Raw genomic sequence first — 20,769 nt, forward strand, 5'->3', positions numbered from 1 at the left:
AGCAATATACAACGATATGAGACCGCATCTGAGTTTGAATATGGCAACCCCTAATCAGGTGCACAATAGAAAAGGCCAGCTACTGGAGCTGGCCTAAAAACTGTCAACCTATCTTAGGACGGGACAAGCGCTTAGCAACGGATACCTATGATAGGACAATTCTATAGCGGATTGAGGCTGTTATCTTAAAATGATAATGTCATCGCTAGAAAATAGCGTTCTAATAAAATCATGTTTTTTAAGGTAAATGGTCGTTAATGTTTGGTAAGAATTTGCTACGACTAAAGAATGATAAAATTTGTTACCTTTGTCACATAAAATGCAAATGCAAACCGTTCTCAATAGTGTTACCGTATGCGCACCCTGAAGCAACAACCTAACTAACTATGCGCTTTAATCTACTTCCTCTTGCGGCTGCTGTGACTCTGGCATTAAACCCCTTGGCAGTTTGGGCTGAAGAACAGTCTTCTGCTGCCGATGCAAAAGATCAAAATATCGAAAAAATTACTGTGATGGGTAAATACACCATCAGCAGAACGATTGATACTGCGACAGGTCTAGGGCTGTCGCTGCAGGAAACACCGCAGTCAGTCAGTATTATGACCGCCGAGCGGATACAGGATCAGGCATTAAATACCGTTGTCGATGTAGTTAATAACACAGTGGGTTTGTCTTCATCTAAGACAGATAACGTGCGGAATGGTTTTTCTGCCCGTGGATTTGATGTTCAAAACTATCAAATCGATGGCGTGCCATTATCGTGGAGTTTAGGTGGGGATGCGGGGGAAACTGTCTCCGATGTGTCTATTTACGAGCGCGTTGAAGTGGTTCGTGGCGCGACAGGATTACTCACAGGTGCGGGCGATCCTTCTGCCTCCATTAACCTTGTTCGTAAACATGCAGATAGCTCCGATCTTAAGGGCTACGTCGATGTGGCGACGGGCAGCTGGGATAAAAAGGAAATCACCGCCGATGTCTCCAATGGATTGAACGACAGCGGTAGTGTGCGTGGCCGCATGGTGGCTAAGTATTTGAATAGCGACTCTTATCAAGATCTCTATGAAGATCGTAAGACCATTTTCTACGGTGTTGTCGATACAGATATCACCGAGAATACGCTGCTGCGATTAGGGGGAAGTTACAATCATAATGACCCTAAAGGTGCGATGTGGGGAGCATTACCCGCGGTATTCAGTGATGGTTCACCCACAGATTGGGATGTTTCTACGACTACTGCTGCCGACTGGAGCCGCTGGGAAACAACCAATATCAACTACTTTGCTAACCTTAATCACTACTTCAGCAACGGTTGGCAATTAGTGGCGAACTATAATCGCATGGAGTATGAAACCACCTCCAAGATGATTTATATGTCTGGTTTACTCGATGAAAATACCGGAGCCGGATTAAGTGGCCAGCGTTATCACAGTCATGGTGAGAGTAATTCCGACAACTTCGATTTGCAGTTAAAGGGCGATTATGAGTTATTTGGTCAACAGCATGAGTTTGTGACGGGTGCCCTCTATAGCAAACAAAAATCCTATGCCGATACCTTTGAACCTATCCGCGACAATATGTCAGGGTGGGATTCACAGCCAGTCGATAATTTCTATGAGTGGCAGCAAAATCAATTTGCAGAGCCTGAGTGGTCAACAGATGCTAATCGTCAGTTGGATATGGATACGGAGCAGAAAGGCGTTTACGCTGCCACTCGATTGACCATTACCGATGATTTTAAAGTGATTGCCGGTGGACGTATTTCCAGTTGGAATCGTGAAGGTGTGAGTTATGGCACCGATACTAACTTTGGTGATGATGGTGTGTTTGTGCCCTATGTGGGCGCCTTGTACGACATCAATGAAGCGCACCGGGTTTATGCCAGTTACACCGAAATCTTTAACCCGCAAAACTACGTAGATATTAATGGTGATTACCTTGATCCATTAGAAGGTAAAGCCTATGAGCTGGGCCTTAAGAGTTCTTATCTCGATGATCGCTTGCACACCACAGTGGCAATATTTCAAATCGATCAGGATAATTTAGCCATTCTTGCGGGTACTGTGATTATTGATGGTCAACCCGTGAATTATTATGAGGCAGCCCAAGGCACTAAGAGTAAAGGCTTTGAGTTGGAAGTCGTGGGTGAGCCCGCCGATGGTTGGAACATCTCTGCAGGTTATTCGCAGTTTAATGCTGAGGATAAAGAGGGGGAAAGGGTCGCGACAACCAGCCCTCAGAAACAGTTTAAGCTATTTACCACTTATCAATTTGTTGAGCTTTTACCTGAGCTGACCGTGGGTGGAGGCGTTAATTGGCAAAGTGAAAGCTATTCTGAGGGGGGGACAGTACGGATTGAACAGGAGGCTTACTCCTTAGTGAACCTGATGGCGCGCTATGATTTGGCCGATAATATGGATCTGCAGTTCAACCTCGAGAATCTGCTCGATGAGAAATACTATGCCTATATGTCAGCGTCTGGCCCTGCTTATAGCGTGTATCACTACGGTGCGCCGCGTAACTTTACCCTGAGCTTTAACTACCGTTTTTAAGTGCTTAAATCGTTTGAACTAAAAGTAGCCGGTGTTCCTCGTAGCGCCGGCTTTTTTATGTGTAGTGCTTACTATATCAGTGAATATGAGGGGTCTAATCCATGGCGACATGTAAGCCGTTGCCATCCATCAAGATTATCCTGCTTAAAAAACAGTGCGCTTTTACTTTTAATAGACGCTTGAATATTGTGCTCGTGCCTATTGGCTTGCTAAGCCTAGTTGTCGCAGTTTTTATAGGGTTAACTCGGGGTAATTTTTTGTTCTGATTAGCGATTTCTATCAAGCATTTTTCTATCAATGTTCTGGCCTGACCAGCACAAACTCCCTATAATCGCCAACGAATAACACTAGCTACATAGTATTTACATTTTTATCCCCTACCTACTTAAAATAAAAAGGAACCCAGTTCCATGTTAGAAAAGCTGTTCAAACTGAAACAAAATCAAACGAGCCTCAAGCAGGAAGCGATAGCAGGTTTGACCACATTTATGACGATGGCCTACATCATTTTTGTCAATCCAATGATGTTAGCCGATGCAGGTATGGACCATGGCGCCGTGTTTGTGGCGACCTGTTTAGCCGCCGCCGTAGGTTGTTTAGTGATGGGACTCATGGCGAATTATCCCATCGCCCTCGCCCCCGGCATGGGGCTTAACGCTTTTTTTACCTACACAGTTGTGGGGGAAATGGGTTATAGCTGGGAGACGGCTCTAGGCGCGGTATTTCTCTCGGGAATTTGCTTTTTAATCTTATCCTTAGTGCGTATACGGGAATGGATTGTGAATAGTATTCCTATGTCGTTGCGCCTAGGTATCGCCGCGGGCATTGGATTGTTCCTCGCACTTATCGGCCTTAAAAGCGCGGGCATAGTGGTCGCAAGTCCTGCAACCTTAGTGACTATGGGGGATATCACCGCCTTTCCCGCAGTGATGGCGGTGTTAGGGTTCTTCCTGATTATTGCCATGGTGCAACGTGGTATGAAGTCGGCGGTGATTTTAAGTATCTTAATTATCACAGGTCTTGGCTTAGTGTTTGGCGATGTGCAGTACAACGGCGTGGTATCTATGCCACCTTCAATCGCCCCAACATTTATGAAGATGGATTTATCCCAAGTATTTGAAGTCACAATGCTCTCAGTGGTGTTTGCCTTCCTATTTGTGGATCTCTTCGATACCTCTGGCACCTTAGTTGCGGTGGCGCAGCGTGGTGGTTTTCTCGATGATAAAGGCCGTTTACCACGGTTAAATCGTGCCTTAACCGCCGATAGTTTAGCGACCATTGCGGGCGCGGCTTTTGGTACTTCGACTACCACTAGCTATATCGAGAGTACATCGGGCGTGAGCGCGGGCGGCCGCACAGGTTTAACAGCAGTTGTCGTAGGATTACTCTTTATTGCTGCATTATTCCTGTCGCCATTGGCGGGCATGATCCCCGCCTACGCGACTGCGGGCACCTTGTTTTATGTGGCGATTTTGATGATGTCTGGTCTAGTTCATGTGGAATGGGAGGATTTAACCGAAGCCGCCCCAGTAGTTGTGGTGTGTATTTTAATGCCGCTAACCTTTTCCATTGCGACTGGCATCGCCTTTGGCATTATCTCCTATGCGGCAATCAAGTTAATGACGGGACGTTTTAGCGATCTGAACCTAGGTATCATAGTCTTGGCGGCATTATTTGTGGCTAAATTCATTTATGGCTAATGGATAGCCCTTAGCGAATAACTTTTAGGGAAATAGCCTGTTGTTGGGCAAAATGTTGAGGGTCATCTAATCGATGGCCCTTTTTAATGCGCTATCCCAAGCAAAATAGAAAATTTATGACGACTTAAGGGCTCCTCGCTACCAATTAGTGAGTGGATTAGGTATAAGGATTGTTCGGTTATTTTGTTACAAATGAATAATGAACTTAAGTGAGATTGCGTATCGCCGCGTAGTAGTGAAATTGGGGACGAGTGTGCTGACCTCTGGCAGTAAACAGCTGGATAAAGCCCATATGGTTGAGCTTGCTCGTCAAATGGCCGCACTGATGAAGTCAGGGGTCGAAGTCGTATTATGCACCTCAGGGGCGATTGCCGCTGGGCGTGAACATCTCCAATACCCGACACTGCCCGACACTATGGCCAATAAGCAATTGTTAGCCGCTGTCGGGCAAAGTCAACTGATCCTCGCTTGGGCACAACTCTTTAGTATTTATGGGCTGCATGTGGGGCAACTCTTGCTAACCCGTGCAGACCTGCAGGACAGGGAACGTTATCTTAATGCCCGCGATACGCTCAATGCCTTGCTGGCAAATAACATTATCCCCATTATCAACGAGAATGATGCCGTCGCCACTAACGAGATTAAAGTGGGTGATAACGACAATTTATCGGCCCGCGCGGCGCTGCTGTGCGATGCTGACTTATTGATTTTATTGACGGATCAAAAGGGGCTATTCGATGCCGATCCACGTACTAATCCGAATGCCAAGCTGATCTCCCAAGTCGTTAAAATTGACGACAGTCTGCGTATGTTGGCGGGCGGCTCTGTATCGGGTTTAGGCACGGGCGGTATGTCGACTAAACTGGAGGCGGCGGATATTGCTCGCCGTGCGGGCATTGAAGTGGTGATTGCCTCGGGCCATCATCCCGATGTGATCAAAAAAGTTGTCGGTAAAGAATCCGTCGGCACACATTTTAGTGCGATTGAAAACCCGCTCGAAAGTCGTAAACAGTGGATATTAGCGGGCCCAGCGACTCAAGGCTCCATAGTGCTGGATGCGGGCGCGGTAAAAGCCGTTACCGATAAGGGCCGTAGTCTATTGTCTAAAGGCATTATTGGGGTTAAGGGCGAATTTGAGCGTGGCGCGACACTGCAATTAGTTGATCAACAAGGTAAAGTAATTGCTAAGGGGATGACGAGATATTGTGGTCAAGCCTTGAATTTGATTGCGGGCAAGCATTCCGATGAAATCGAATCTGTGCTCGGTTACGATTATGGTGACGCCATAGTGCACCGCAATGACATGGTGGTCTTATAAGCGAGGTCTGTTTTGAGTGAAATGAATCAAGCGCAGTATTTACAGCAACTTGGCCAAAATGCCAAGCAGGCAAGTTATGCCCTAGCCAATTTAACGGCGCGCCAAAAGGCCGATTTACTCGGGGCCATCGCCGATGCGCTGACGGAAAATACCGCCGCCATTTTAGCTGCCAATGCTAAGGATGTGGCCGCTGCTAAGGCCGATGGATTAACTGATGCGATGATCGACAGATTATTGCTCGATGATACACGCCTTACTGGCATTATTGGCGATATCAGCGATGTGATCCGCCTTGCCGATCCCGTCGGTGAAGAGTTTGGTAGCAAGTTATTAGATAACGGTTTAAGGCTGACTCGCCGCCGCGTACCACTTGGGGTGATCGGAGTGATTTATGAAGCTCGGCCGAATGTCACTGTTGATATCGCAGTGCTTGCCCTTAAAACCGGTAATGCAGTGATCCTCCGTGGCGGTAAAGAAACCCTTGAATCGAATAAATTTATTAGCGAAGTGATCCGCGGTGCCATTGTCGCCCAAGGTTTGCCCATAGATGCGGTGCAATTTATTGATTCACCGGATAGAGCCCTAGTGACAGGTTTACTTAAGCTCGATCAATATGTCGATATGATAGTGCCCCGAGGTGGTCAAGCCTTGCAGCGCCTATGTGCCGAGCAGGCGACGATCCCGGTGATCTTAGGTGGCATTGGCATTTGCCATTTATATGTGGATAAAAATGCCGATCTTGAGCGGGCTCTCGAAGTGATCGCTAATGCCAAAGTGCAGCGCCCAACTGTCTGTAATGCCCTCGATACCTTGCTGGTGGATGAGCGAGTGGCGAGCACCTTTGTGCCGCAAGTAGCCGAATATTTGCATCGTTTAGGCGTGCGTTTTTCAGTTTGTGAGCAAAGTTTTGCTTTGCTCGATGGTTTAGGCTTTGATGTGACTCTGGCTAAGGCCGAGGATTTTGGCATCGAATGGTTGTCGTTAACCTTAGGTATCAAAGTGGTGGGCGATATCGACGCCGCAGTGAGTCATATTCGTCAATATTCGAGTGGTCACTCGGAAGCGATTTTGACCGATGATATTCACGCCGCAGCGCACTTTATGAACCAAGTGAACTCAGCAGCTGTGTATGTGAATGCCAGTACCCGCTTTACCGATGGAGGTCAGTTTGGCCTTGGCGCCGAAGTGGCGGTGAGTACGCAAAAACTGCACGCCCGCGGTCCAATGGGGCTTGAGGCGCTAACCACGTATAAATGGTTAGCATGGGGCGATTACACTAGCCGTGTTTAGCGGTTAAAAAACCAAAGTTAAAAACCAAAGTCAAAAATCAATAAGGAAAAGCCGTCAATGCTCAGTATCGACGGCTTTTTTATTCGCGCTATCTAACTGAATAACTAAACAATAAATTGTGTAGTTCGCCAGTTTAGGTTTTTATCAATGAATAAGCGGTGTATAGGTGGCAAGCAACCAAAGACAGAAGAATAGCGCCGACATAACAATAGTGAATTTACGAAAGGCCTTGATGTATTCCAAGGTATAAATAAAGTACTTCTCTTGCACTCTGCGGGTGAGTAATACCGAGGGGAGCAAAAAACTGCAGTAGAGCATAACTACCATAGTGGTAAACCCATTTCCCCAAAAATGTTCATAGATAAAGAGGGCAATACAAAGCAACATGGCGACCCAACCTAAAGGTCCTATACCATCCTCTTGACTCCATTGTGTTGATTTTTCCATCTGACTGTCCTTAGCCTTTTTTGCTGTGCAATACCATTTATAGATGGAAATATCCGCTTTTACAAACACTTTCCCAATATAGATTTAAAGGGCTATTGTTGGGTGATTTGCTGAATCTTATTAAAGCGTTTTGATATCGGCAAATGAGCCTTTACATAGCTGGGTTAGATCATTGGCGCTCAGGCAGATCTCCAACCCGCGGCGTCCAGCACTGACATAGATTTTTTCAAATGCAAGCGCGCTTTGATCTATTAAGGTGGGGAGCTGTTTTTTTTGCGCTAAGGGGCTGATACCGCCCACTAGGTAGCCGGAGGATTTTTGGGCAAGATCAGGATCGGCCATTTGCAGCTTTTTCTGACCTAAGGCTTTGGCCACCGCTTTAAGATTAAGCTGATGATCGACGGGGACTAACGCAACCGCGAGTGGCGCGTGGGCCTTATCCGTGGCAACTAATAATGTCTTAAATACCTGTGCAGGTTCGAGCCCTAAGGTATTTGCGGCCTCTTCACCGTAGGCGGCGCAATGGGGATCGTGGTTATATTCTAAAATTTCAAATGCAATCTTGGCTTTTTTCGCCAGTCGAACGGCAGGCGTCATGCAATATTCCTTCGCAAAAATGGGGGATATTAGCCGCTAATTCGGCGTAAAAATGTTAGCCGCTTCATTTTTTGTGCCCCTTGGGATAAAAGTTAACCCTAGTCAGCAAGTTTTGGGTTTATTTTTGACTTTCGTTCCCAATATCTCGGTAAAAGCTGTTGCAACATCATCCCCGAGAGAATAAACGCCAGGCCAATATAGGTCGTTATCGCAATGGTTTCCTGCAAAATCCACGCGATAAAGCCAATCGACATAACAGGGGATAGAAAGACTAAGGTGCTGATATTGGCGGTGCGAGTGGCGGTTTTCAGCGCCATTAGCCAGAGCACAAAGGTAATGCCCATCTCAAACAAGCCTACATACATGCCTGCAAAAATCGCCTTAAGGCTAAAACTGGGCAGGGTATCTGTTAACACTAAGGTGACGGCAATAAAAGGTAAGCCGATAAGAAAACTCAATAATAAACTCACCACGGGATCGCCTTGATCTTTAGTGTTCACAATCCAATATAAGCACCAGAGTAAGGTGCTTGCCAGGGCTAGGCCAATCCCGAGTGGACTATCGAAGCGAAAGCCGCTGATATCGCCGCCGGTGGCAATGATAAATACCCCAGTGTAGGCAATCAGCGCCGCTGCAATATCACTCTTACGCAAATGTTGCTTTAACAAAGGCGCGGCGAGCAGTGGCAGTAACACCGCCCAAGTGTAATTGAGTGACAGGGCCTGCTGCGCGGGCAGTAAGGAATACGCCTTAAACAGCACCACATAATAGAGGAAGGGATTGATTAACCCAGTGATGAGATAAAAGGTTGGGCGCCGTAAAAATTGTTGTTTAAGTAAAGAGAGCTTCTTTTGCCAGGCGAGGATACCGCCAAGGGCGACAATCGAAGTGAGCACGGCAACAAACACTAATTGCAAAGGACTGTAATATCCGAGGGCAATTTTAAAGGCGGTGGCGACTGTCGACCACAGGAATACCGCCGCCATGCCATACAGGTACGCTAAATTTGAAGATTGCACTGTTAATTACCTTACCCACTGAAACCACTGCCCGAATATGGGCAGATTGAATAACAGCTTTGGTGGATAAGCAAGTGTATTTTGTGTGTTGGGATATTTTATACAATCAGCGGCGTGTAAAAGATAAAGTAAGAAAATTTTTTTGTTCACCCTTGTAATTAAATTCCCTGTCCCAATATAGGTGTTAAGGCAGAGAAGGCGGCCAAAAATGGACTTGATAAACAATGCGTCCGGCCCCATATCAAAACCAACTAAACAAATTTAGATTGAATGAAATTTTTCGGAGGACCTCATGGGTAAAATTATTGGTATCGACTTAGGCACAACAAACTCTTGTGTAGCTGTCCTCGATGGTGGCAAAGCACGCGTACTAGAGAACGCTGAAGGCGATCGCACAACCCCGTCAATCATCGCTTATACCGATGATGAGACCATCGTGGGTCAACCAGCAAAACGCCAAGCTGTGACTAACCCAAACAACACTTTCTTCGCGATCAAGCGTTTGATCGGTCGTCGCTTTAAAGATGACGAAGTTCAACGTGACGTGAACATCATGCCATTCAAAATCATTGCAGCCGACAACGGCGACGCATGGGTTGAATCCCGTGGCAATAAAATGGCACCACCACAGGTTTCTGCTGAAATCTTGAAAAAGATGAAGAAAACAGCGGAAGACTTCTTAGGTGAAGAAGTGACAGAAGCGGTTATTACCGTACCTGCTTACTTTAACGATTCACAACGTCAAGCCACTAAAGATGCGGGTCGCATCGCTGGTCTTGAAGTTAAACGTATTATCAACGAGCCAACGGCTGCAGCATTAGCCTACGGTATCGACAAGAAGCAAGGCGACAACATAGTTGCGGTATACGACTTAGGTGGTGGTACATTCGATATCTCTATCATCGAAATCGACAGCAACGACGGCGACCAAACCTTCGAAGTATTGGCAACTAACGGTGATACCCACTTAGGTGGTGAAGACTTTGACAACCGTTTAATCAACTACTTAGCTGATGAATTCAAGAAAGATCAAGGCTTAGATCTGCGTAAAGATCCATTAGCTATGCAACGTCTGAAGGAAGCAGCTGAAAAGGCAAAAATCGAGCTTTCAAGCACTAACCAGACTGAAGTTAACCTGCCATACATCACGGCAGACGCGACAGGTCCTAAGCACTTAGTGGTAAAAATCACCCGTGCTAAATTGGAATCTCTGGTTGAAGACTTGATCATCCGTACATTAGAGCCACTCAAAGTCGCTCTGGCTGACGCAGACTTATCAGTATCAGATATCAACGAAGTGATTCTGGTCGGTGGTCAAACTCGTATGCCTAAGGTTCAAGAAGCAGTAACAAACTTCTTCGGCAAAGAACCTCGTAAAGACGTTAACCCAGACGAAGCGGTTGCCGTAGGTGCTGCGATTCAAGCTGGCGTATTGTCAGGCGATGTGAAAGACGTTCTGCTGTTGGACGTAACACCACTGTCTCTGGGTATCGAAACCATGGGCAGCGTAATGACTAAGTTGATTGAGAAAAACACTACTATTCCGACTAAGGCACAGCAAGTGTTCTCAACAGCCGATGACAACCAAAGCGCCGTGACCATTCACGTGTTGCAAGGTGAGCGTAAGCAAGCGAGCGCGAACAAGTCATTAGGTCAGTTCAACTTAGACGGTATTGAGCCAGCACCACGTGGCATGCCACAAATTGAAGTGATGTTCGACATCGACGCCGACGGTATTCTGCACGTGTCTGCAACAGACAAGAAAACCGGCAAGAAACAAAACATCACCATCAAAGCTTCTTCTGGCTTAAGCGAAGAAGAAGTGGCGCAAATGGTACGTGACGCAGAAGCCCACGCGGAAGAAGACAAGAAGTTTGAAGAGCTAGTGCAAACTCGCAACCAAGCTGACGGCTTAGTTCACGCAACTAAGAAACAAGTTGAAGAAGCGGGCGATGCACTGCCAGCAGACGATAAGGCTAAGATCGAAGCAGCTATGGCCGCCGTTGACACTGCCAGCAAAGGCAATGACAAAGACGCCATCGAAAAAGCGACTCAAAGCTTAATCGAAGCGTCTGCTAAGCTGATGGAAATTGCTCAGGCTAAAGCTCAAACTCAAGGCGGCGCACAAGAAGGTGCTGCTAAACAGTCTAACGCTACTGCCGATGATGATGTTGTCGATGCTGAATTTGAAGAAGTGAAAGACGACAAGAAGTAATGATTTTTTTTCAATCAAATAGATTGATTTCAAAGCGTTAATTTCTAGGCGGGCGTTATGGGGAAACCCTAACGCCCGTTCGTTCAACTTAAGCCAGAAGCATGATATTATGTCAAAGCGAGATTATTACGAAGTATTAGGTGTCAGTCGAGACACCAGCGAACGTGAAATTAAAAAGGCCTACAAACGTCTGGCCATGAAGTTTCACCCCGATCGCAACCCAGGCGACAAAGCCGCAGAGGCCAGCTTCAAAGAAGTGAAAGAAGCCTATGAAATTCTCACCGATGCCGACAAAAAAGCGGCCTACGACCAATTTGGTCATGCGGGTGTAGATCCTAATCGTGGCGGCGGTGGTTACGGTGGTGGACAGGGCGATTTCGGCGATATTTTCGGTGATGTCTTTGGCGATATTTTCGGCGGTGGACGTCGCGGTGGTCAACGCCAAGCGGCCCGCGGCTCAGATTTACGTTACAACCTAGAATTATCACTGGAAGAAGCTGTAAAAGGCTTAACCAAAGAACTGCGCATCCCAACACTGGCGACCTGCGATCTGTGTGACGGTAGCGGCGCTAAAAAAGGCACCTCGGCAACTACCTGTGGTACCTGTCATGGCCAAGGCCAAGTGCAAATGCGTCAAGGTTTCTTTGCGGTGCAACAGCCTTGCCCAACCTGTCATGGGCGCGGCAAGATCATTAAAGATCCTTGTACTAAGTGCCATGGCGATGGCCGTGTTGAAAAGAGCAAAACCCTATCGGTTAAGATCCCAGCCGGCGTTGATACGGGCGACCGTATTCGTTTAGCGGGTGAAGGCGAAGCGGGTGAGTTTGGCGCGCCTCCAGGGGATTTATACGTTCAGGTCAGTGTGCGTGAGCATGCGATTTTCGTCCGTGATGGCAACAACCTTTACTGCGAAGTGCCTATTTCCTTCAGTAAAGCGGCCCTCGGTGGTGAGATTGAAGTGCCAACACTGGACGGTAAAGTCAGCCTGAAGATCCCTGCCGAAACGCAAACGGGCCGTATGTTCCGTCTGCGTGGCAAAGGCGTCAAGTCGGTTCGCAGCCATGCAGTAGGCGACTTGCTCTGCAAAGTAGTGATGGAAACCCCAGTTAACTTAAACGATCGTCAAAAAGAACTGTTACGCGAGTTTGAAGCGACATTAACTGGTGAGTCAAAGAAGCACAGCCCAAAGGCTGAGGGCTTTTTCGATGGCGTGAAGAAGTTCTTTCAAGATTTGAATAGCTAACTTGGTTTGATGGCGCAGCGGTTATGTTAGCAGCGCACTAGAAGAAAAAAGCCTCGCAGTGTTTAGCACTTGCGGGGCTTTTTTATGGTTGTTTTATGCAAAAACAACTTAAAAGGTTTGATGTTAGTTTGATTGTTCTGCTTTGCTATTTGGCTTTATAGCCGAGATTGTTTGTAACTTAAACCTAGCTTTAGGTTTCTCTTTTTTAAAGAAGATCAAAGTCGTGGGGCTTCACCCCACACCCGACCAAGGAGGACTGCTCGTCCTATCAAAAACGTCCATGTTAAACTGCCAGCTCGATATCCCTATCTCGTGCTCAAAACGGCCGTTGGCCTTCGCCCTTGGATGCTCCATGATTAGGCATTAAGCGTCCTTATTTCCTTGGGCGATGTATTATTGGTAAATCATTAAGGCATAAAAATTATACCTATCCGATTTTTAGGTGCTATTTTCATAATAAAGTGTCAACAACCAGCATCGGGCTTGTTCAACACTTGGGATAAGGTCACGGCTGGCTACGCGCGGCCTATCCTTATTTGTTATGTTTTACTCACTAAATTCGCTTAGTATTTGTTTTGCTATTCCATCAAGTCCTGGAAACATAGTTTGATGATTGATTCCGAACTGACTTAATTGTTTCCTAAGTTTAGGCTTTTTATCTTTAGGAATTATGATCGTATCACCTGAATACACCTCTATTGAAACATAACTCTTAGGATCACTTAAACTAGCCATTGGGGTCATCTTATTTGGGTAAGGAAAGGCCATAAAACATCCACTTTGAGCGGCTATACGTGTATTTAAATGTTTTGGATAAAATGAAATCAAATGTGGAATTCTATCGATATCATCTGAATCTATATGCCAAGTCTTGGGAACCCTTGAATAGACTGCTCCATCACAGTCATCTTTTTCTTTATCTGATAATGAAAAATATAAGGCAACCAACGGATTTGTAGTCCAGTCTAGTAATGGTGTAGGTAGGCCATGATGCTGTGCATGAATAAGCCACTCTAACTTTGTTGCTGGCGTGAAATTCATATAGGGTGCAGATTGACTTTTGAATCGAGATAATAAAGATTTTTCTAAACTTTCCCAATCACCATAAAGGGTATCGTGATTCTCAAGCTCATAATATAGCCTTCCAATAGCAGGGATTAATTCCCACTCCTTATTAGCCTGCCCCCTATAAATCGTATGCTTAGATTTATCATTCAGGGCATTTATATAGTCTGATATATTCTCGATGTTCATTTAAATGCCCTAAACATAACGTCTTAGTATTTATGCGCTGCGCTGTTTGCAGGGCATAAATCGCTTGTTTGACTTGGCCGCTGCCACATCTATGTCAATTGGTATAAATGATGCTATAGGAATTTGCTTTTTTGCGGTAGCGGTTTTTTATACAGTTTGATGGGTAATCACTTTATAACGTTTTAGCTTTCTCATTATTTTACGCTCACGTATGACTGATGATTGACATTGGTTAACAGTATTTTTGCCCCAGATTCAGGCTGACACTCACGAGAAAACAGGCAGATTTCTTTTGAGATTAACAGCCAACACTGCAACCTCTGGAATTCACATTCCCCTGCGAAATTGTCGAAATATGGAGATAGCTCTTAGTTGTTTGGGGGGGGCCGTGGCGACATTATGGGGTTCTAAGTTGTGTTTTTGGGGGTTAAGGTCTAAATATTAATAGCTTACAGCGATGTTGCTACTAGTGCTTGGCTATGTTTATAGCACTTATTCGTTGTTTGCCTATGCCCAAATCTGCAAAGCCTTTAGATAAGCGTGTGCGAACAAGGCTAACGCTGAGTTGGTTTGGGTTTAATCCTTAATCGACATAATGGAAAAGTATATGAATTCAATCGCTTTAGAGTTCCCTCTGCCAGCCCTTAATTTTCTATTCAGTGTGCCATCAAATGATCCCTTGCAGAGTGATGGCCCATTACTGCCGGTATTTGAACAAGTGCTAAGAGAGTTTCGGACTCGCAGGATCCCCAAACAATTACAGCTTACATTAGTTCTCCCTGCCGATGTTTATCAGCCAGAAATGTTGGCAGAGGTGCAAAGTGCTTGGCTGCGGGCCATTGATAACCAGATTGAGATTGAGACTGCGCGCCTTGGGGAGCTGCGTTTTAGTCGGCGTCGTCATTTGCTTAAAGGTGTTACTATTCTTGCGAGTGCATTAGCCTTGGGGCAACTTGTTGCTAATTATGAAACTGGCTTTTTCCGTACTCTGGCTGAAAGTTTGATCATTGGTGGTTGGGTGGCAGTATGGGTACCCTTAGAAAGGGTTTTTTACACAGGTTGGCCGATTGGTCGCGAGATAGATATTCTTAATTGCCTTAAAGACTGCGATCTGCAATTAAAGCCTTCGGTTTAGCGTTCGAAAATAATCAAGAAGCTATGCATATTAGTGTCAAATATTAGTTATTACCAAAAGTGTTAAACATCAGTTTTTTTAGTTAATACTTCCCAGAGTAAATGTAAGACCATATGGAGAACGGCATGATGGAGCAATCTTTACCCTACAATAACACTAGAGCCGATATTTTTTGGCGCACAGGTGTTGCAAGCGTAGACATAGGAACAGATCTTTTTTGCGATCTTGCCCCTAAGTTATCCATCAATCACGACTCCAAAATATCATCTGCGGGATCATGTTTTGCTCAGCATATAGGTAAATGGTTAATTGATAATAACTACAAATACTTACAGAGTGAACTAAACACTGAGCAAGTCTCCAGTTTTGCCTTTGGTAATCTCTATACCGCGCGTTCTTTCTTGCAGTGGCTAACATTAACACCGACAGAATTAGCCCAATTTAGTATTTATTATGATTGCGAAGCACAACGATTCTTTGACCTTCTCTTGCCCACTGCATCATCGGAAGGTTATGAGAGCCGTGGAGAATTAATGGATTATCGAACTCGGGTGATTAACGAGGCTAAATCTCAAATAGCAAACAGTGATTGTTTTATCTTTACTTTAGGATTAACTGAAGCTTGGACAGATCCTTCAGGTATCTGTTATCCAGTTTGTCCGGGAATAAGAAATGGAAAGTACGACGCTAATACCTATAGGATTAAAGGGCTTAAGTATGATGAAATATATGCAGATCTAACGTCACTATATCTACATTTGCAGTCTATTAATCCCCAGCTTAAGTTAGTGCTAACTGTATCACCCGTGCCGCTGACCGCGACAGCGATGGATAAACACGTTTTGGTCGCGAATAGCTATTCAAAATCGGTACTAAGGGCTGTTGCAGGTGATTTCTGTGACGCGACGCCGGGGTCATCCTATTTTCCCTCTTATGAGATTATCACCGCCACTAATACCCATGATTTTCGATTCCTTAGCAACAGGCGTACTGTGTCAGCCGAAGGGGTTAGTTATGTGATGCGTCATTGGGCTGAGTTGCTCGATGACAATCATGCTAAGCCTGCAGAGCAGTTTGACGCTGACTGCGACGAGGAAATGTTAAACACTCTGCAAAAATTAGCTCAGTCACCACAAATGCAATCCTCTAGCCCTCAACATCTTACCCTTATTGGTGACAGTCACCTTGCAAAGTTAGCTAATGCCTTAGAACGTAAACAAATTCCATTTTGTGGTGGTATGGTCATGAATGGATCAGGGTTTGCTCAGCATAAGTTTTGTTTATCAGAGGATGCAGACATTATGGTCCCTCTGGAGAGTGCTGGTTCGAGGCAATTGTGGCTACAGATTGTGAATAACTTGCAACAAATTAATCATAATGGCACGAGTTCTGAGTCCTGCATTATCACTAATATTGGCCTGCAAACACATCAGACAGTCGCTATGTTTATTCAGTGGGTACAAGAAGTTCGCCCTGAAAAGCTTCATCAGCTGAGTTTAGAGGATTACATAGATTTCTTTCATGTGAAGCTGCAAGATCAAATGACCATTATCTTCAAACTACGTAATCTTGGGCATAGAGTTATCGTGGTATCGGATACTCCTTTCTCACGGTATTTTGAAGAATCACAGCTTATTTCTCCCTTTGTCATGGCCTATATGGATGCACTGAAATATGTTTGGGAACAACTCGGTATCGAGTTTTTTCATGCTGCACGTTGTTTTGAAGAGGAAATTGCTGACCCAGTAAATTACACCTCAACACTAATTTACAGCGATGGTAGTCACGATTGGTCTCACGGAGGTGAAAAGTATTATGATTGGCTTGCGACAAAACTGTTAGAACAGATCTCCTAATTGATTTGAGATGGCTTCAGTTGCATCAGCTATACCTGAGATGCATATCTTGGCCTTGGCATCGGGTTTAGGGGGCTTCTATCAGTCTGTGCCTAAGTTAACTGGATTAAGCACTGGTGTAAAAGTGGCTGTTTGTTAAGTAAAGCCGAAACAAGATTGGTATTCATTGCCCACTCTGCGTAAACTTTCGCACCCGCTTCTTAATCTGGTGCTGTAATGACCTTTCCCGAGCCTTCCTCTTCCCCTGAGTCGTTAACCTTTGCCGAGCTTGGGTTAAATACCGCGTTACTTAAGGCCTTGCCTACAAGGCTTAAACATCCTACTCGGGTGCAGCAATTGGCGATCCCGGCCATTCTTGCGGGGCGGGATTTGTTGGCCTTAGCACAAACCGGTAGCGGTAAAACCTTAGCCTTTGGTTTGCCACTCCTACAACAACTTTTGTTGCAACAGCAAACACAGTTACAGCGCACGAGGTCTATACCGCCCCCAAATGCGCTGGCGTTAGTGCTGGTGCCTACACGGGAATTAGCGCTGCAAGTGACCGAAGCGCTGCGAGCGATTGCGAGTCAATTATCCGTATCGGCGCCTTTACATATTCAGCTTCTGTGTGGCGGCGTCGCCTTGGAAGACCAATTAGTCGAACTCACTGTCAAGCCGCAGCTGTTAGTGGCGACCCCCGGGCGTTTACTGGATTTATGTAAGCAATCCCACATTAGCCTCGATTCGATAAAACATCTGGTGCTGGATGAAGCTGACCGTCTGTTGGAAATGGGGTTTTGGCCCGATGTGCAAAAGCTGCTGGCGTTTATGCCTAAGCTCAAGCAAAGCTCGTTGTTTTCTGCCACGCTGCCCGAGGCTTTGGCTGCATTGGCGGGCAAACTATTGGTCAATGATCCGCTACGGGTCGAAGCCCACAAGGTCAATTCAGTGGTTGCTGAAATCCAAGAGCGGCTTTATTTAGTCAATAAGGGCAGCAAAGCGCAGGCATTGATTGCGCTGTTAAAACAATATCAATGGCCGCAGGTGTTGGTGTTTATTAGCGCCCGTGATGATGCCGATGCCATAGCTAAACGACTCGCCAAGGCGGGGATAAAAGCTGCCGCGCTGCACGGTGAAAAAGATCAAACCGTGCGTAGCCAAACCTTGGCCGACTTTAAAGCCAATCGCATTCAAGTATTAGTGGCGACGGATTTGATGGCGCGCGGCATTCATATCGATGCCTTACCTGTGGTCATCAACTTAGATTTACCCATGAGCGCACCTGTGTATGTGCACCGCATTGGCCGCACCGCCCGAGCAGGTGAAAAAGGGTTGGCGATTTCCCTCGTGTGCCACGGTGAAATGGCTACTCTAACGGCGATCAGAAGCTTAACTGCGCGGGAGTTACCGCTGGCATTATTGGTCGATTTTCCGGTAACGGATAAACCGAGTGAAAAAGTCAGTGATAGCGCTGCGGATGGCAAGGTTGAGCGTAAGCGACCACCGCGGGATAAACAGGCGAATCGTCGCAGCATTAATAAACACAGTGCCAAAGCATTTAAAGGTAAGCGCTGAGTTTGGAGTTATTCATAGCATCCTAGCTCGGCGCGCAACTATCGCTGAACCGATAACAGAATAAAGCTCATTGGCTGCTATTAACCTTTTCGCTCAGGGTGTAACTTAGTGACTTATTTATATTAAGGGTTCTAAGCTATGGGTTCGACATTAGCGTTAAGTAAAGCACTTCATAAAATGGTGAATAACGGTTTAATGACCGAGCACTTTATGCTGCGTCCCTTCCAGCGAGCGGATCTCGAAGCCTTTACCGCCTATCGAGCCGATCCTAAGGTCGCGAAATATCAAAGCTGGGCTGATTACTCTTATAGTGACGCACTCGCGTTGTTCGAGAAGATGGATTATGCGCAATTTGGTGCGGCGGATACTTGGTTTCAACTTGCAATAGTCACGGTAGCGTCGGGAGCGACATCGACCACTTTAGTTGGCGATCTGGCGCTGCATTTTATCGATGAGCAGCAGGTGGAGATTGGCTTTACGATTGCGCCTGAGCATCAAGGTAAAAATGTCGCTTTTGAGGCAGTTAGCGCATTACTCGATTACCTCTTTATTGAACTACATAAGCATAGAGTCATTGCCATCACAGACGCACAAAATCTAGCCTCTTGCCGCTTACTCGAAAAACTCCACTTTAGACGCGAAGCCCATTATGTGAAAAACATCTTCTTTAAGGGCGCGTGGGGCGATGAGTATCTCTACGCCTTATTAAAAGAGGAATATTAATCCTTACGGTGACGTCGGCGCAGCAAAATGGTTAATGCGCTGCCCTATGTGTTTCTCCATTTGGCTTATCTTGTCTATCTCAGTAAAATCCTTCCATTAGTTGGGCCTGTACTGGCCTAAGGATCTTCACGCCCGCCATGGGATTTAAGGAGTGTCACATGAAATCAATGCGTTTAGGCTTAGTGGGTTTGGCTGCCGTGGTAGGGTTATCGGCCTGCGCGACCACAAAATCGCCCACAGGTCGGGGGCAAACTTTGCTCTATTCGTCGGCGCAGATGCAGCAGATGGGTGATGCTTCTTTTGAGGAAATGAAAAAGCAGCAAAAGGTGAGTAGCGATAAAAAGCTGACCCAATACGTGAATTGTGTCGCCAATCGGGTGACGGCAGTGTTGCCGGACCAAACCCAGCGCTGGGATGTGGTGTTATTTGACTCAGAGCAAGTTAACGCCTTTGCTTTGCCGGGCGGCCATATAGGGGTTTATACCGGATTGCTCAAGGTGGCTAATACGCCAGACCAATTAGCCACGGTTTTGGGCCATGAGGTTGCCCATGTGTTGGCCCAACATGGTAATGAGCAGGTTTCCCGTGGGCAATTAACTGGAGTAGGGATGAAAATCGCCGATGTGGCGCTAGGCGCTAGCGGCGTGTCAAACCGTGATTTATATATGTCGGCATTGGGACTAGGCGCTCAGGTTGGGGTACTTTTACCCTTTGGCCGAGCCCAGGAAAGCGAAGCCGATATTATGGGATTAGAGCTAATGGCGCGTGCGGGATTTGACCCAGCTCAAAGTGTTGCTCTCTGGCGCAATATGGCTAAGGCTGGCGGTAGCCAAGGGCCAGAATTGCTCTCGACCCATCCATCGAACAGTAATCGCATCGAGCAGTTGGAGCAATTACAAGGGCAGATGCAACCTATGTATCAAAGTGCTAAGACGCAGGTTAAAAACCAATGTGTTGCACCTAAATAAAGTGAACGATTGTGCTTAAAATGTGCCTGTCAGTTCGAGATATCATGCTTAAAATCCCTAACGCGAGTAAGTCAATTAGGCATGAGTGATAGATAAATACGCATTAGCCGCGTGAAAATTCGCAAAAAATTAAATAAGCAGTCAGTTTAGCGGCATAGGCTTTGGAACTATGGTAAACTGGCGCGCAAAATTCCATTGAACATTGAGAGTCGTTAATTATGTCTGATAAATTCAGTACTGTTGAGCAGCAAGCAAGTTACGGTGTAGGCCGTCAAATGGGCGAGCAACTGGCCGCCAATTCCTTTGATGGCGTGGACATTCCAGCCGTTCAAGCGGGTTTAGCCGATGCGTTTGCTGGTGCTGAAAGTGCTGTATCTATGCAGGATCTGCAAGTTGCATTCACTGAAATTAGCCGTCGTATTCAAGCCGCTCAAGAACAAGCCGCTGCAGCCGCATCCGCTGAAGGCGAAACCTTCCTCGCTGAAAATGCTAAGCGTGATGGCGTGACTGTGACTGAATCTGGCCTGCAGTATGAAGTATTAGTTCAAGGTAATGGTGCTAAACCTACCTACGAAGATACAGTGCGTACTCACTACCATGGTTCTTTTATCAATGGTGACGTATTTGATAGCTCAGTTGCCCGCGGTCAACCAGCAGAATTCCCAGTATCTGGGGTTATTGCGGGTTGGACTGAAGCACTGCAACTGATGCCAGTAGGCACTAAGTTAAAATTATACGTACCACATCATTTAGCCTACGGTGAGCGTGGCGCGGGGGCTTCTATTCCTCCATACTCAACTTTAGTATTTGAAGTTGAGTTGTTAGACATAGTCTAATGTGATTGAAACGCCTAAGCCTGTCTTAGGCGTTTTCTTATGGGCTAGATGAACTGTGTTGAGGA

General features: G+C 46.1%; 16 protein-coding genes. 12 read left to right on the top strand and 4 right to left on the bottom strand.

The annotated features are described in order from the left end of the window. The first annotated feature begins 386 nt into the window (after positions 1 to 386). The 4 genes from MJO46_RS16755 to MJO46_RS16770 all read left to right on the top strand — a co-directional run bounded on the left by MJO46_RS16755 (position 387) and on the right by MJO46_RS16770 (position 6,857). Positions 387 to 2,549, top strand: coding sequence for a TonB-dependent siderophore receptor (locus tag MJO46_RS16755; protein ID WP_253990313.1), 2,163 nt, complete (start codon positions 387 to 389; stop codon positions 2,547 to 2,549). 410 nt (positions 2,550 to 2,959) lie between these two features. Continuing rightward, a complete protein-coding gene (locus MJO46_RS16760) occupies positions 2,960 to 4,249 on the top strand; it encodes an NCS2 family permease (protein ID WP_253990314.1) in 1,290 nt (429 codons plus the stop codon). A gap of 199 nt (positions 4,250 to 4,448) precedes the next feature. Beyond that, positions 4,449 to 5,567, top strand: a complete 1,119-nt coding sequence (proB, locus tag MJO46_RS16765) for a glutamate 5-kinase (protein ID WP_253990315.1) — start codon at positions 4,449 to 4,451, stop codon at positions 5,565 to 5,567. A gap of 12 nt (positions 5,568 to 5,579) precedes the next feature. Then, positions 5,580 to 6,857, top strand: a complete 1,278-nt coding sequence (locus MJO46_RS16770) for a glutamate-5-semialdehyde dehydrogenase (RefSeq protein ID WP_253990316.1) — start codon at positions 5,580 to 5,582, stop codon at positions 6,855 to 6,857. Positions 6,858 to 7,001: 144 nt separating this feature from the next. On the opposite strand, the gene MJO46_RS16775 is transcribed toward MJO46_RS16770, so the two are convergent. From MJO46_RS16775 to MJO46_RS16785, 3 genes are all read right to left on the bottom strand, one after another. Beyond that, positions 7,002 to 7,304, bottom strand: a complete 303-nt coding sequence (locus tag MJO46_RS16775) for a hypothetical protein (protein WP_253990317.1) — start codon at positions 7,302 to 7,304, stop codon at positions 7,002 to 7,004. Positions 7,305 to 7,424: 120 nt separating this feature from the next. Beyond that, on the bottom strand, positions 7,425 to 7,901 hold the full coding sequence (ybaK, locus tag MJO46_RS16780; protein WP_253990318.1) for a Cys-tRNA(Pro) deacylase: 477 nt from the start codon (positions 7,899 to 7,901) through the stop codon (positions 7,425 to 7,427). A gap of 98 nt (positions 7,902 to 7,999) precedes the next feature. Then, complete coding sequence (locus MJO46_RS16785) at positions 8,000 to 8,920, bottom strand: DMT family transporter (RefSeq protein ID WP_253990319.1); 921 nt, start codon at positions 8,918 to 8,920, stop codon at positions 8,000 to 8,002. Positions 8,921 to 9,212: 292 nt separating this feature from the next. On the opposite strand from MJO46_RS16785, the gene dnaK reads away from it, so the two are divergent. Both dnaK and dnaJ read left to right on the top strand, forming a co-directional pair. Continuing rightward, positions 9,213 to 11,135 (top strand): molecular chaperone DnaK, encoded by a 1,923-nt coding sequence (dnaK, locus tag MJO46_RS16790; RefSeq protein WP_253990320.1) that lies wholly within the window; start codon positions 9,213 to 9,215, stop codon positions 11,133 to 11,135. 109 nt (positions 11,136 to 11,244) lie between these two features. After that, positions 11,245 to 12,378, top strand: coding sequence for a molecular chaperone DnaJ (gene dnaJ / locus MJO46_RS16795; protein ID WP_198780826.1), 1,134 nt, complete (start codon positions 11,245 to 11,247; stop codon positions 12,376 to 12,378). A 546-nt stretch (positions 12,379 to 12,924) separates the two neighbouring features. Here dnaJ and MJO46_RS16800 read toward each other — a convergent pair. After that, on the bottom strand, positions 12,925 to 13,632 hold the full coding sequence (locus MJO46_RS16800) for an FRG domain-containing protein (protein WP_253990321.1): 708 nt from the start codon (positions 13,630 to 13,632) through the stop codon (positions 12,925 to 12,927). A 607-nt stretch (positions 13,633 to 14,239) separates the two neighbouring features. Here MJO46_RS16800 and MJO46_RS16805 point away from each other — a divergent pair. The 6 genes from MJO46_RS16805 to MJO46_RS16830 all read left to right on the top strand — a co-directional run bounded on the left by MJO46_RS16805 (position 14,240) and on the right by MJO46_RS16830 (position 20,704). Continuing rightward, positions 14,240 to 14,767: a hypothetical protein gene (locus MJO46_RS16805; protein WP_253990322.1), complete on the top strand. Its 528-nt coding sequence runs from the start codon at positions 14,240 to 14,242 to the stop codon at positions 14,765 to 14,767. A 125-nt stretch (positions 14,768 to 14,892) separates the two neighbouring features. Then, positions 14,893 to 16,623, top strand: a complete 1,731-nt coding sequence (locus tag MJO46_RS16810; protein WP_253990323.1) for a GSCFA domain-containing protein — start codon at positions 14,893 to 14,895, stop codon at positions 16,621 to 16,623. Positions 16,624 to 16,839: 216 nt separating this feature from the next. Then, entirely contained in the window at positions 16,840 to 18,177 is a 1,338-nt protein-coding gene (locus tag MJO46_RS16815) for a DEAD/DEAH box helicase (protein WP_253990324.1), read from the top strand. A 138-nt stretch (positions 18,178 to 18,315) separates the two neighbouring features. Then, positions 18,316 to 18,900, top strand: coding sequence for a GNAT family N-acetyltransferase (locus MJO46_RS16820; protein ID WP_253990325.1), 585 nt, complete (start codon positions 18,316 to 18,318; stop codon positions 18,898 to 18,900). Between the two features lie 158 nt (positions 18,901 to 19,058). Beyond that, entirely contained in the window at positions 19,059 to 19,868 is an 810-nt protein-coding gene (locus MJO46_RS16825; protein WP_253990326.1) for a M48 family metallopeptidase, read from the top strand. Between the two features lie 218 nt (positions 19,869 to 20,086). Further along, positions 20,087 to 20,704, top strand: coding sequence for an FKBP-type peptidyl-prolyl cis-trans isomerase (locus MJO46_RS16830; protein WP_253990327.1), 618 nt, complete (start codon positions 20,087 to 20,089; stop codon positions 20,702 to 20,704). Positions 20,705 to 20,769 lie beyond the last annotated feature (65 nt).

The sequence above is a fragment of the Shewanella sp. KJ2020 genome, from assembly GCF_024197625.1.
GTDB lineage: Bacteria > Pseudomonadota > Gammaproteobacteria > Enterobacterales > Shewanellaceae > Shewanella.